11 protein-coding genes are annotated in these 13,913 nt (G+C 59.3%); 8 read left to right on the forward strand and 3 right to left on the reverse strand.

Annotation, left to right across the window (positions count from 1 at the left end; all coding sequences use genetic code 11):
* Positions 1-79: 79 nt before the first annotated feature.
* The gene (locus JXR15_RS18235) at positions 80-2,359 is read right to left on the reverse strand and encodes an NADP-dependent malic enzyme (RefSeq protein WP_422054612.1); all 2,280 of its coding nucleotides are present in this window, start codon (positions 2,357-2,359) and stop codon (positions 80-82) included.
* 198 nt (positions 2,360-2,557) lie between these two features.
* Here JXR15_RS18235 and JXR15_RS18240 point away from each other — a divergent pair, with 198 nt between their 5' ends.
* The 7 genes from JXR15_RS18240 (at position 2,558) to JXR15_RS18270 (ending at position 9,652) form a co-directional block, all read left to right on the forward strand.
* Entirely contained in the window at positions 2,558-3,649 is a 1,092-nt protein-coding gene (locus tag JXR15_RS18240; RefSeq protein WP_422054613.1) for a cupin domain-containing protein, read from the forward strand.
* Positions 3,646-4,053, forward strand: coding sequence for a cytidine deaminase (locus JXR15_RS18245; protein ID WP_422054614.1), 408 nt, complete (start codon positions 3,646-3,648; stop codon positions 4,051-4,053). Before JXR15_RS18240 ends, JXR15_RS18245 begins: the two co-directional genes overlap by 4 nt.
* A gap of 17 nt (positions 4,054-4,070) precedes the next feature.
* Complete coding sequence (locus JXR15_RS18250) at positions 4,071-5,375, forward strand: thymidine phosphorylase (RefSeq protein WP_422054615.1); 1,305 nt, start codon at positions 4,071-4,073, stop codon at positions 5,373-5,375.
* Complete coding sequence (locus tag JXR15_RS18255) at positions 5,375-6,583, forward strand: phosphopentomutase (protein ID WP_422054616.1); 1,209 nt, start codon at positions 5,375-5,377, stop codon at positions 6,581-6,583. The genes JXR15_RS18250 and JXR15_RS18255 overlap by 1 nt, the downstream gene beginning before the upstream one ends.
* Complete coding sequence (locus JXR15_RS18260; RefSeq protein WP_422054617.1) at positions 6,580-7,566, forward strand: adenosine deaminase; 987 nt, start codon at positions 6,580-6,582, stop codon at positions 7,564-7,566. Before JXR15_RS18255 ends, JXR15_RS18260 begins: the two co-directional genes overlap by 4 nt.
* Positions 7,563-8,195, forward strand: coding sequence for a uracil phosphoribosyltransferase (upp, locus tag JXR15_RS18265; protein ID WP_299427035.1), 633 nt, complete (start codon positions 7,563-7,565; stop codon positions 8,193-8,195). The genes JXR15_RS18260 and upp overlap by 4 nt, the downstream gene beginning before the upstream one ends.
* 77 nt (positions 8,196-8,272) lie before the next feature.
* Positions 8,273-9,652: an SPOR domain-containing protein gene (locus tag JXR15_RS18270; protein WP_422054618.1), complete on the forward strand. Its 1,380-nt coding sequence runs from the start codon at positions 8,273-8,275 to the stop codon at positions 9,650-9,652.
* 23 nt (positions 9,653-9,675) lie between these two features.
* Here the strand turns inward: JXR15_RS18270 and JXR15_RS18275 are convergent, their stop codons facing one another.
* Both JXR15_RS18275 and fsa read right to left on the reverse strand, forming a co-directional pair.
* The gene (locus JXR15_RS18275) at positions 9,676-10,686 is read right to left on the reverse strand and encodes a hypothetical protein (protein ID WP_422054619.1); all 1,011 of its coding nucleotides are present in this window, start codon (positions 10,684-10,686) and stop codon (positions 9,676-9,678) included.
* Positions 10,687-10,814: 128 nt separating this feature from the next.
* Positions 10,815-11,468: a fructose-6-phosphate aldolase gene (gene fsa, locus JXR15_RS18280; protein WP_422054620.1), complete on the reverse strand. Its 654-nt coding sequence runs from the start codon at positions 11,466-11,468 to the stop codon at positions 10,815-10,817.
* A gap of 179 nt (positions 11,469-11,647) precedes the next feature.
* Here fsa and JXR15_RS18285 point away from each other — a divergent pair, with 179 nt between their 5' ends.
* The gene (locus JXR15_RS18285) at positions 11,648-13,843 is read left to right on the forward strand and encodes a primosomal protein N' (protein ID WP_422054621.1); all 2,196 of its coding nucleotides are present in this window, start codon (positions 11,648-11,650) and stop codon (positions 13,841-13,843) included.
* Positions 13,844-13,913: the final 70 nt, after the last annotated feature.

Below are 13,913 nucleotides of genomic sequence, written 5' to 3' on the forward strand. Positions count from 1 at the left end.
AAGTTGCGAAGTTTGGAAATGCAAAACGCGGCGGGAATCGCTCCGCCGCGTTTTTTGAGTGTTCTTGCTTCGAAGGGGCTTAGCCGTATTGCGTCACCGGCGTGCCAGCAATGGCAGCCATGTTTAGCAGGCCGCGCGCTGTGATCGACGGGCTGACGATGTGGGCGCGGTTGCCCATGCCCATCAGGATCGGGCCAACTTCCAATGCACCGGCGCGCATTTTCAGGATGTTGCGCACACCAGAGGCGGCGTCCGCGTGGGCAAAGACCAGCACGTTGGCGGCACCATTCAGGCGCGTGCGTGGGAAGACGCGAGCGCGCAGATCGGGGTCAAGCGCGGTATCGACGTTCATTTCGCCCTCGTAGGTGAAGTCACGTGGTCGGCTGTCCAAAATTTCGATGGCATCGCGCAGGCGCTTGCCGGAGCCTTGTTGATGGTTGCCAAACTGGCTTTGTGAACAGAGCGCGATGTTGGGCTCTAGGCCAAATCGACGAACGTGGCGCGCGGCACCGATGGTGATGCGGGCTATGTCTTCGGGACTTGGCAGCTCGTGCACCTGCGTGTCGGCAATGAACAGGGGGCCATCCTCGAGGATCATCAGCGAGAGCGCGCCGTGCGGTGACAGGGATTTGTTGCCCAAAACCTGTGTGATGTAGTTCAGGTGCCAGCGGTATTCGCCAAAGGTGCCGCAGATCAGGCTATCGGCTTCTTCGCGGTGCACCATGATCGAGCCAATCGCGGTGGAGTTGGTGCGCATGATCGCCTTGGCGAGGTCGGGTGTTACACCTTCGCGCTCCATCAGCTCGTGGTAGCTGTTCCAGTAGTCATAATACCGCGGGTCGTTTTCCGGGTTCACGATCTGGAAGTCCTGACCAGGGCGGATGGAAAGGCCGGCGCGTTCGCAGCGAGCTTCGATCACTTCGGGGCGGCCAATCAGAATTGGGGTTTCTGTGGTCTCTTCCAGGATCGCTTGTGCGGCACGCAGCACGCGTTCGTCCTCACCTTCGGAGAAAACAATCCGCCGGGCAGCTTTGCGGGCAGTTTCAAAGACGGGGCGCATCAGGAGCGCGGATTTGAAAACCGACTGGTTGAGTTTGTGCACGTAGGTGTCGATGTTATCGATCGGGCGGGTGGCGACGCCGCTGTCCATGGCGGCCTTGGCCACGGCGGCGGACACCACGCCGACCAGACGCGGATCAAAAGGTTTCGGGATCAGATATTCAGCGCCGAAGGTGAGCTGTTCACCCTTGTAGGCCGCTGCGGCCTCGGCAGAGGTTGTTGCGCGGGCAAGTTCGGCAATGCCGTTCACGCAGGCCAAGCACATTTCGTCGTTGATTTCAGTGGCGCCCACATCCAGCGCGCCGCGGAAGATGAAGGGGAAGCAGAGGACGTTGTTGACCTGGTTTGGGAAATCGGAACGACCGGTGGCAATGATCGCATCAGGAGCCACTTTGCGCGCCAGCTCAGGCATGATTTCCGGGGTCGGGTTTGCCAAAGCAAAAATGATCGGCTGCGCGGTCATCTTTTCGACCAGTTCAGGCTTGAGGACGCCGGGGCCGGAGAGACCGAGGAACATGTCGGCGCTGTCGATCACCTCGTCGAGGGTACGCAGATCGGTTTTTTGGGCAAACTCCGCCTTCTGCGGGTTCATGTCCTCTTCGCGGCCTTCATAGACCAGACCATGGATGTCGCAGAGCCAGACGTTTTCGCGCTTCACACCCAGCTTCAACAGCATGTTGAGGCAGGCGATGCCCGCCGCGCCGCCGCCGGTGGAGACAATTTTGATGTCTTCGAATTTCTTGCCTGCGACCTGAAGCGCGTTGGTTGCCGCCGCGCCCACAACAATGGCGGTGCCGTGTTGATCGTCGTGGAACACCGGGATGTTCATGCGTTCGCGGCAGAGTTTTTCGACCACAAAGCAGTCCGGTGCTTTGATGTCTTCAAGGTTGATCGCGCCAAAGGTTGGTCCCATGGCACAGACGATGTCCGCAAGTTTTTCTGGGTCTGCTTCGTCCAGCTCGATGTCAAAACAGTCAATGTTGGCAAATTTCTTGAACAGAACCGCTTTGCCTTCCATCACCGGCTTGGACGCCAATGCACCGATGTTGCCAAGGCCGAGAACGGCAGAGCCGTTGGACACCACCGCTACGAGGTTTTGGCGTGCCGTGTAAAGCGCGGCGTTGGCGGGGTCGTCTTTGATCTCAAGGCAAGCTTCGGCAACGCCGGGGGAATATGCACGGGAAAGGTCGCGGCCGTTGGCCAGCGGCTTGGTGGCGCGGATCTCCAGTTTCCCAGGCTTAGGGTTGGCGTGGTAAAACAGAGCGGCGTCGCGCAGAGATTGGTTGCGATTGTCGGACATGGCGGACCTCATAGTGCGCGGGGCGCAGCGGCGGTTTGTGGGGTGGTTGAAATTTGGTTCAGCATTAAACTAGTTTTTCTTCTGTGGAAATGGGCAAATGTACCTTGATGAAAAGCCCCTAATTTTCACCGTTGAATTTTTGACCATTTGGTTACATTCTCGGTAAATTCTGCCGTGAGGGCGCGTTGGGGAGTGGGAATGGAAGAGATCAGAGCGGAAGTAAGGTTGCCGACGCAGGAACTGCGCGATGACATCCCCTTTTACACCAAAATTCTCAAAATGCGGATGGATATGATTTATCCGGCGGATGACCCGACGGTTGCGGTGTTTTCCGGACATGGCCTGCGGCTGCGCATCGAGAAGGGTGCAGAGGAAGCGCCAGGGTGTCTTAGGATTTTGACCAACAATCCCGATGGGTTTGCAGATGGCGCGCGCGAATTGATCGCGCCAAATGGCACAAAGATTGAAATTGACGAACTAAACCCGCCGCTGGTGCTGCCGGAAGTGCAGCATTCCTTTGTGGTGCGGCGATTGGCGGATCAGGCGCCATGGGTGATTGGCCGGGCGGGGATGCATTATCGGGATTTGGTGCCGGACCGGTTGGGCGGCGCGATGATTGCCAGCCATATCCGTATTCCTGACGGTGGGCCTGTGCCGGATATGGTGCATTATCATAAAGTGGGCTTTCAGCTGATCTTCTGCGTCAACGGTTGGGTTGATGTGTTGTATGAAGATCAAGGTGGCATGCGCCGTCTCAACGCGGGCGATTGCTTTATTCAACCGCCGGAAATTCGCCATCGGGTCTGCGAGGCCAGTGATGATTTGCAAGTGATCGAGATTGGTGTGCCAGCGGATCATGTGACCGAAATTGACCATGAGATGGACCTGCCAACGCAACATGAACGGCCAGACCGCGAGTGGGATGGGCAGCGATTTGTGCATAACCTGGCGGAGGGTGCCAAGTGGGGCGACTTCCGCTTGCAGGGATTTGTCAGCCGCGACACGACCATCGCCGCGAACACCAAGGAAGTGGCTGGCGTACAGGTGATCCGTCGTGGCGATGGCATGCCGCAATGGGCGCGCCATGATGCGGATATACACTTTACCTTTGTGATGAAGGGCACGATGGTTCTGGAAGGCGAAGGGCGGGAGCCGCATGCCTTGGAAGCCGGGGATGCCTTTGTGATCCCACCCGGAATGAAAACCCGATACGCCGATCCAAGCAGGGACATCGAATTGCTCGAGGTCGCGCTGCCGGGGGCGTTTAAGACGAAAGTGACAGAGACATGAGCTTGGAAAAATCGGCTTTTGCCGTGCGCGAAAACGCCTACGCGCCCTATTCGAACTTCAAAGTGGGGGCGGCGGTGCTGTCCGAGGGCGGCGAAATCTACGCTGGCTGTAATGTGGAAAACATTGCCTACCCGGAGGGCACCTGTGCCGAAGCTGGCGCTATAGCGGCGATGGTGGCCGCGGGGGATAGTAAGTTAACTGAAGTCTTTGTTGTCGCCGACAGCAAGCAGCCGGTCAGCCCATGCGGCGGGTGCCGTCAAAAACTGGCGGAATTTGGCGCATCGGACACGAAAGTGACACTGGCCAATCTGGACGGTGTGCGCGTGACAATGACGATGGCGGAGCTTCTGCCGGGGGCGTTTGGCGCTGACCACATGGACACAGACCACCAAGACCGCGACTGATACATAAGGAGACACCCATGGACGCACGGGCCATCATCGCGCAGTTGCGCAAAGGCGAAGATCCTAGCCGTGAAGAGCTGGCCTGGTTTGCCAGAGGCTTGGCGGACGGCACCGTGAGCGATGCGCAGGCCGGGGCATTTGCTATGGGCGTGTGTGTGCGTGGCTTGTCCGAGGAAGGGCGCGTGGCGTTGACGCTGGCGATGCGGGACAGTGGCGACACGATGTCGTGGGACTTGCCCGGACCTGCACTCGACAAGCACTCTACAGGGGGCGTTGGCGATTGTGTGAGCTTAGTGCTGGCACCGGCTTTGGCGGCCTGTGGGGCTTACGTTCCAATGGTGTCGGGGCGCGGGCTTGGGCACACTGGTGGAACGCTGGATAAGCTGGAGGCCATTCCAGGCTACCAGACAGGCCTGGACGAAGCGCAGTTTGACAAAGTGGTGCGCGAAGCAGGAGCCTCGATTGTCAGTGCAACGGCGGAGATCGCGCCTGCGGACAAGCGGCTATATGCGGTGCGGGATGTGACCGGGACGGTGGAAAGTCTGGACCTAATCACCGCGTCGATCCTGTCCAAGAAGCTGGCTGCTGGACTGCATGGGCTGGTGTTGGATGTAAAGGTGGGAAGCGGCGCGTTTATGAAGACGCTGGAGGATGCCGAAGCTTTGGCGGACTCTTTGGTGAGCACAGCGAATTTGGCGGGCTGCCCAACAAGCGCGCTGATCTCTGACATGAGCCAACCCTTGGCGCCCTCGCTTGGCAATGCGTTGGAGGTGGCGGAGTGCATGGAGGTGCTCTGTGGCGCGAAAGGTGGGCCACTTGCAGAGCTGAGTGTCTCACTTGGCGGTGTGGTGTTGGCCAATGCCGGATTGGCGGCGGACGTTGAGGCGGGCGTGGCCAAGATGGTTGCGGTTTTGGCCAACGGGCAAGCGGCAGAGCGGTTTGGCAAGATGGTTTCTGCACATGGCGGGCCGATGCGATTTGTTGAGGAGTGGCGGCGGTTTTTGCCGGAGGCTTCGGTGATCCGTGAAGTCAAAGCACCTCGTGATGGCTTTGTAACCGCCATCGAGGGCGAAGCGCTGGGCCTTGCTGTTGTGGGCCTTGGCGGCGGGCGCATGGTGGAGAGTGACGTGATTGATATGGCGGTTGGCTTTTCTGACGTGGTGCGCTTGGGCACAGCGGTCAAAGCTGGTGATCCGCTTTTGCGTGTGCACGCCAGTCGCGAAGACAAAGCGGACGCTGCCGCCGTGGCAGTTATATCAGCCGTAGACATTGGCGACCAAATGCCGGATATGCCGCCGCTAATCCACGAAAGGAGCCGCTGATGGCACGTGCATTTCTGGTTGTGATGGACTCGGTTGGCATTGGCGGTGCGCCGGATGCGGCGCAGTTTTTCAATGAAGATCGCCCAGACACTGGCGCAAATACCTTGGCGCATATTGCGCAGGCTTGCGCCGCCGGGCGCGCTGAAGATGGGCGCAGTGGACCGTTGAGACTGCCCAATCTGGATGCTTTGGGACTTGGCGCGGCCTGTCGATTGGCCTCTGGTGACGTGACCCCGGGACTGGATGCGGAGCCACAGGGGACTTGGGGCGCAGCCACCGAAGTGAGCCCGGGTAAGGACACGCCCTCGGGCCATTGGGAGTTGGCTGGCCTGCCGGTGCCTTGGGATTGGGGCTATTTCCCCAAAGAAGAGCCGTGTTTTCCAGCGGATTTGACCAAACTGGTGTGCGAGCTGGCCGGCGTGGATGGCATTCTGGGAGATTGTCATGCCTCGGGAACCGTGGTCATCAACGATCTTGGCACGGAGCATGTCAAAAGCGGTAAGCCAATTTGCTACACCTCTGCCGACAGCGTTTATCAGATTGCGGCGCATGAAGAGAGCTTTGGGCTCGAGCGCTTGTTGAGGCTGTGTCAGGATCTTGCGCCGACGTTGCACGAGATGAAGATTGGCCGGGTGATCGCGCGGCCGTTTGTGGGGGATGCTGAGAGTGGGTTCACCCGCACCACCAACCGTCGCGACTATGCGATTGCGCCGCCAGAGCCGCTGTTGACCAATTGGGTGCAAGATGCCGGTGGCAAGGTTCATGGTGTTGGCAAGATTGGCGATATCTTCACCATGGCGGGCATTGATGATTGCACCAAAGGCGCGGATGCCAAGCTGATGCAGGATTTGCAGGGATTGGTGGAAACCGCCGAAGATGGTAGCCTGACCTTTGCAAACTTTGTGGAGTTTGACAGTCTTTATGGCCATCGCCGTGACATTTCCGGCTATGCGCGTTCGCTGGAGTGGTTTGACTTGGAAATCGGAAAGGTCCTTCAAAGTTTGAAAGCGGATGATCTCTTGATCCTGACAGCCGATCACGGCAATGACCCAAGCTGGACCGGAACCGACCACACCCGTGAACGCGTGCCAGTATTGGCCGCAGGTGTGGGCGCAAAAGAAGCCGGGATTATGGATTTTGTTGATGTGGCCGCAACGGTGGCCACACATCTGGGGATCACACCTCCCCGTGGAAGGAGTTTCTTATGAGCGTTGCTGACCTGCCTAAAGTCGAGCTGCACCTGCACCATGAAGGTGCAGCACCACCTGCGTTTATCAAACAGCTGGCGCATGAAAAGAACGTTGATCTGAGCAAGATTTTTGACGACAACGGTGGCTATGCTTTTCGGGATTTTGTGCACTTCCTGAGCACCTATGAGGATGCGACGTCTGTTTTGACCGGTCCGGAAGAGTTTGCCCGGCTGACCACTGCGATCCTGGAAGAAAGCGCCAAGAACGGCGTGGTTTACACCGAGAGCTTCATCAGCCCGGACTTCTGTGGCGGCGGTGATGTTGGCGCGTGGCGGGAATACCTGGCGGCGATTCAGGAGGCGGCGGGTGCGGCCGAGGCCAAACACGGCATCACTTTGCGCGGTGTTGTGACGGCGGTGCGTCACTTTGGGGCCGATAAGTCCAAAACCACGGCCACTTGTGCGGCCGAGACAGCAGGTGCCTTTGTGACCGGTTTTGGCATGGGTGGAGATGAAGGGCAATTCACGCAGGGCACGTTTGCTTATGCGTTTGATCAGGCCAAGGAGGCCGGATTGCAGCTGACCACCCACGCCGGGGAATTTGGCGGGCCGGAAAGCGTCTGGGATGCGATCCGCGATCTGAACGTGGAGCGCATTGGTCACGGCGTGCGCAGCATTGAGGACCCTGAGCTGGTGAAAGAACTGGTGGCGCGTCAAATCACGCTGGAAGTCTGTCCCGGCTCCAATGTGGTGCTGGGCCTGTTCCCGGATTTTGCCAGCCACCCCATTCAGAAGCTTCGGGACGCTGGGGTGAAAGTCACGGTGAGCACGGATGATCCGCCGTTCTTCCACACCACCATGCGCCGTGAATATGAAGAGCTGTCCAAGGCTTTTGGCTGGAACGAGAGTGATTTTCGTGCGCTCAACCAGACGGCGCTTGACGCAGCCTTCTGTGATGCGGATACCAAAGCCAAAGTAGCCAAGAGACTGGAGCAAGCCTGATGGATCATTTGACAGTAGTGGATCACCCGCTGGTACAGCACAAGCTGACCATCATGCGCGATCAGGCCACGTCAACGGGCGAGTTTCGCCGTCTGTTGCGTGAGATCAGTCAGCTTCTGGCCTATGAGGTGACCCGCGAGTTGCCGATGACCACCAAGAAGATCCAAACCCCTATGGTGGAGATGGATGCGCCGACCTTGGCAGGGCGCAAGCTGGCGTTGGTGTCCATTCTGCGGGCTGGCAATGGCTTGCTCGACGGCATGCTGGAGCTGGTGCCCTCTGCGCGCGTCGGCTTTGTTGGGCTGTATCGGGATGAGGAAACGCTTGAGCCGGTGCAGTACTACTACAAGGCGCCAAGCGAGTTGGACGAGCGTCTGGTGATTGCGGTTGATCCCATGCTGGCAACCGGCAACAGCTCTGCGGCAGCGATTGATTTGCTGAAGAAGCAAGGCGCGACCAACATTCGGTTCCTGTGTCTTTTGGCGGCGCCTGAAGGTGTGGCGCGCATGAAAGAGGCGCATCCAGATGTGCCAATTGTGACCGCGTCTCTGGACGAACGGCTTAATGAAAAAGGCTACATCCTGCCGGGATTGGGCGATGCGGGCGACCGCATGTTTGGCACGCAATAGGTCAAATTTCGTGTTTTCAACGGTTTACTCGTTGGAAACAAAGCGGCTAAGGTGCCCCTACATCTTGTGGGGGCAAAATGAAACTGACCAGAGTTATTGCGATCGGCGTGATCGTGAGTTCCTTGGGCGTAGGCGCGGTGACCGCGCAGTCCATTAGTTCAAACGAAATTCCGGCGGAATTCCCGCCGCGTGATTTCAAAGGTAAGCAGTTTGTTGACAGCCGCGGGTGTGTTTACATCCGTGCCGGTGTTGATGGCGCCACAACTTGGGTGCCGCGGGTGACGCGGGAGCGCAAGGTGATTTGTGGCTTCAAGCCCACCTTCTCCAAAGCGCAAACGACAACAAATGCCGCGCCAAAACTCGACAAAAATGTCGTGCAAATTCAGCCGGCGGCGCCGGAAGCGGGTGCCCCTGCGGTGGCCGTGGCGCCAAAAGCTGTGGCCCCTGCGGCCGCTGCGACAACAACGGCGCGGACCACCAGTAGCACCGCAACCAACGCGACGAAGGCAGCACCCCGCACAGTTAAGGTGCCAAAGCAGGCCAAAGGTGCGCCGCTTTACACCACACCAACGGCTGCGCGTCCGACCACGACAACGGCTAAAAAAACCACGACCCGTCCCGTTGCTCCGGCTGCCACTGCGGCAGCGCCAACGGTGATCCAGCCTGCGCCAGTGGCCCCAAAAACAACCACCACAACGGTGCGCCGGACTTCCAAACAGGCGCCGCGGGCTGCGGGTGTTGTTTCTCCATGCCGTGAAGGCGTGACGTCCTGGAGGGGATCAGCTGTCCGTTGCGGTCCGCAAGCGCTCTCGCCAGTGACGCCCGGGACTGGCCGTCCGACAGCTCAGCCGCCGCAGATGCGCTTTGACCAGAACAGCTCATTGCGTCGGCCTCCGGTTGGCACGGTGGTGAAGGTGGGTGAAGTTGCTCCCGATGTGCGGGTGGTGCCACGTCACGTGTATGAGGCCAACCATGACTCTCATGTTTTGGCGGTTGTGCCGGAAGGCTATCGTCGGGCGTTTGATGACGGTCGCTTGAACGAGCGCCGCGCCGAGATGACATTGGGGGGGCAGGCCCAGATGGAACAAATCTGGACCAACACTTTGCCCCGTCAGCTTGTTGGCGTGCCAGAGGAAAGCGAAACAGTTGCACGGGCAAGCGCCACACAGGTGGCAGCGACCACCGTGTCCACCAAGTCTGAGTCCGCAACCAAATCGCTGCGTTTGGCAGGCACACCTTATGTGCAGGTTGGCACTTTTGGTGATCAGGCCAGCGCACAGGCCGCAGCCAAGCAGGTGAAACGTCTTGGACTTCCGGTGCGGATTGGCAAATACCAGCGTGGTGGTGTGACCCAGCGTATGGTTCTGGCAGGTCCGTTTTCCAGCGCAAACAGCGCCAATGCTGCGCTAAACAAGGCGCAGATCGCCGGATTTGGTAGCGCTTTTGTGCGCCAGTGATGAGAAAGAAATCTGCGGCGGTGTCAGCTGCCGCAGATGCCTTGTAAAGCCACCCAATAGCGATCAATCAGGATCGGTTCCGGCAGGTCCTCGGTAAAAGGGGCCGCTTCTATCAGTGGCAATGTGCTTTCCCCCGACGGGTCCCGCGCCAGGGCATAGGGCTGCAGGCGCACCCGCTTTTCTTCAAACGCCGCAATGAGCTCGCTGTCAGCTGCCGCTGTGGGCGGCGTGCCAATCAACCGTTCGATATGCTTCAAGAGAAGGTCTTCGGGCAGGGTGCCTGAGGTCAGGAGGCGCAGGCTGGCACGAATGCCGCCGGTTTCCAGCACCCCACGCAGGGGGTCAGGAGACGCGGTCTGTGCGGCAACGATATAGCCGGCAGCCACGTCGGGTTCCTCATAGTCTTCAATGGTGTCACGCCCGAGTAAAACAACATTTCCCGGTAGGGCCACGGCTTCGCGTAGAGCGTTTGGCAAAACGGAAATCGAGCGCACTTGCAGGCGCTTTTGTAAGGCATCCACGGCGGGAACGGCGAGTGGAGCGCTACAGGGTTGACCGGTCAAGCGCGTGGCCAGCTGTTGCATATCCTGTCCGATGGTTTGCCGGGCCACGGTGGGAACAACGCGCAATGTGTGGTTGGCCAGTGCATCCGGCAGCCAAAAGACCGCCAGGCTCGCCACGGTTGCAACGCTTAGTGCCAGTACCGACATCCTCAAGCGGCCTGACGCGTTGGCGGGCCGCGCGACGGCTTTGCGCAGCTTTTCGATGGCCTCAGCCAGATCGTCGTGGGCGGCGTCGATCTCGAGGGTTTCGTCGGAATCTCCGTCGGGAAAGAACACAGCCGGTTGTTGGCCCGGATTGAGACGGCGCACAGCAGGCAAAGACCAATGTGTCAGCGCCCGGTCTTGCGCGTCTTTGATGACAAGAGTGGCTTCGCCCAGAGACACAATCACTTCGCGACGCTGGACGTCGGGTGTTGCGCGCCACAGCGCCATGCCTTCCAAGCGCTGGAATTTGTCTAGTGCGGTGCTCATTACTGGGTGCTCAGCCTCATTTTGCGAGAAACCCTAGCATAGGGGCAAACGGAGGGGCAATCACATGGCGCCCATGAAAAAGGCCCGGAGCAAGGTCCGGGCCTTAAATGCTGCGGTGTTTGCAACCGTTACAGGATTTTGATGCCTGCCGACTTGATGTCCGCCAGGAAGGCGTCCAGACCTTTGTCGGTCAGCGGGTGATTGATCATGGATTTGATCACACCGGGAGGGGCGGTCATCACGTCGGCACCAACCAGCGCACATTGGGTGGCGTGGTTCACTGTGCGGATAGAGGCCGCGAGGATTTCGGTTTCAAAACCATAGTTGTCATAGATCTGACGGATGTCTGCGATCAGGTCCATGCCATCAATGTTGATGTCGTCCAAACGGCCAATGAACGGCGAGATGAAAGTGGCGCCGGCTTTGGCAGCCAGCAGCGCCTGGTTGGCGGAGAAACACAGGGTCACGTTGACCTTATGGCCATCGTCGGTCAGCGCCTTACACGCTTTCAGGCCGTCCCAGGTCAGAGGTACTTTCACGGCGATGTTGTCGGCGATTTCGACCAGCTTGCGGCCTTCAGCGATCATCTCGTCAGCGTCGGTGGCGGTCACCTCGGCGGAAACAGGGCCGTCGACTAGGTCACAGATTTCTTTGGTGACTTCGAGAATGTCGCGGCCAGATTTTTTGATCAAAGATGGGTTTGTGGTCACGCCGTCTACCATGCCCGTGGCATTCAGCTCGGCAATGGCGTCGATGTCGGCGGTGTCTACGAAGAATTTCATGTCATCTCCTCTCCTGCGGCGGCAGGTCTGAAAGGGCGGCGGTTGCAACTGCGGGATTGCGCTGCGGCTGTCTTGCCTTTACCCGATAGAGAGCCCTGCTGGAAGTGGGAATGCGTTGCCATGGCGCATTTTCCGTTAGCGATAACAATTTGTGCGGGTGAGCGCGGCGTGAGGGACAATTGAGCGAAACACAGTTCTTTCCTGAAGGCACATTGATTGCGGTGCTGACCACGCAGCCGCTGGATCGGGTGTTGGACTATAAAGCGCCGGAGGGCGGGGTCTTGCTTGGGGCGTTTGTTGAGGTGCCGTTGGGGCCGCGCCGGGTGCTTGGCGTTGTTTGGGGACCAGGCAAGGGCGACTACGATATCAACAAGATCAGGCCTGCAAATCGGGCGCTTGACGTGGCCCCGATGGGCGCCGACATGCGGGACTTTTTGCAGCGCGCGGCGGATTACACGCTGACCCCCATGAATGCGATGCTGCGACTGGCCACGCGGGCACCGGGGCTGTCTGATCCCCCATCGATGCGGAAAATTTACCGGCGCGGCGAAGGCGAACCGGCTCGCCAGACTGACGCAAGGCGGCGAGTATTAGAAACATTGTCGGAATACGGCAATCTGGCCTTTACGATGGGGGAACTGTCGGAAATGGCCGGAGTGACCAATTCCGTCATCAAAGGCTTGGTGAAACAGGGGGTGGTGCGCGAAGAAGCCGCGCCACGCGACACGCCGTTTCCGCGTCTGGACCCGGACTATGGCGGCAAAGAATTGTCGGAAGATCAGGAAGCGGGCGCTGAATTTCTAAGGGCAGGGGTGCAAAGTGGCACCTATGGCACCACACTTCTGCGCGGCGTGACCGGCTCTGGCAAAACCGAAGTCTATTTGGAGGCGGTGGCCGCGTGTTTGCGTAAGGGACGACAGGCGCTGGTGCTGTTGCCTGAGATCGCGCTGACGGCGGAGTTTTTGACCCGTGTGGAGGCGCGGTTTGGCGCCAAGCCCGCCGAATGGCATTCTGGCGTGACCATGACCGAGCGGCGGCGCACCTGGAAAATGGTGGGCGAAGGTGGGGCGCAGATGGTGATTGGCGCACGGTCTGCGCTGTTTTTGCCGTATCGCGATCTGGGCCTGATCATTGTCGATGAAGAGCACGACACGTCTTACAAGCAGGAAGACGGGGTCCTGTATAACGCGCGAGACATGGCAGTGCTGCGGGCGGCCCTCTGTGAGGCGCAGGTGGTTCTGGCCTCAGCTACTCCAAGCTTGGAAAGTTGGGCCAATGCTGAGGCGGGCAAATACAAGAAGCTTGAATTGACCAGCCGCTATGGCGCGTCGGTGCTGCCTGATATGCGCGCCATCGACATGAGGGCCGAAAAACTGCCTGCCAGTCGCTGGATTTCGCCCAGTTTGAAGGCGGCGGTGGATGCGCGGATTGCCAAAGGCGAACAGGCATTGTTGTTTATCAACCGCCGGGGCTATGCGCCGGTGACGATCTGTCGGGCTTGTGGACATCAGATTGGCTGTGACAACTGTGATGCGCGGATGGTGGAACATCGGTTCCTCAAGCGCTTGCTGTGTCACCAGTGCGGTGAAACCAAACCGATGCCGGAGGCCTGCCCGTCTTGTGAGGTCGAGGGCAAGCTTGCGCCCGTGGGCCCCGGCGTGGAGCGTTTGGCAGAAGAGGCGCAGGAGCTGTGGCCGGATGCGCGGCAGGCGGTGCTGAGTTCGGACCTGTTTGGGTCCGCGCGTGCGCTAAAGGAAAGCATCCAAACCATCGCTGACGGCGGTGCGGACATCATCATTGGCACACAATTGGTGGCCAAGGGTCACAATTTCCCTTTGTTGACACTGGTGGGCGTGATCGATGCGGATCTTGGTTTGCAGGGCTCAGACCTTCGGGCGGCGGAGCGCACCTTTCAATTGATGCGCCAGGTGGCTGGGCGGGCAGGGCGGTCAGAGCGGGCGGGCTTGGCGCTGTTGCAGACCTTCCAACCCGAACACCCGGTGATCCGTGCCATTTTGACAGGGGACGAGACTGGCTTTTGGCGCACTCAGGCAGAGGAGCGCCGTCATGCGGTGGTGCCGCCATTTGGGCGCATGGCCGGAATCATTCTGTCCGGTAGTGACGTGGCGCAAGTGTTTGATCTGGGCAATGCGTTGGCGCGCAATGCAGGAGCGCTACAGGCCATAGGGGCACAGGTTTTTGGACCTGCGCCAGCACCAATTGCCCGCGTGCGCGGCCGTCATCGGGTTCGGTTGTTGGTCAAAGCGGACAAATCGGCGCCATTGCAGGCTGCCTTGGCGCAATGGGTGGGGCAGTTCCGCCTGAAGGGGGATCTGCGCCTCGCAGTCGATATTGATCCGCAGAGTTTTTACTGACCCCAAAGCTTCAATTGACCCAAAATATTCCGGAGCACGAGGCAGCGCTTCGTTTCGACGTCCTCGGTTC

Source organism: Shimia sp. (assembly GCF_049116215.1).
Classification (GTDB): domain Bacteria; phylum Pseudomonadota; class Alphaproteobacteria; order Rhodobacterales; family Rhodobacteraceae; genus Shimia.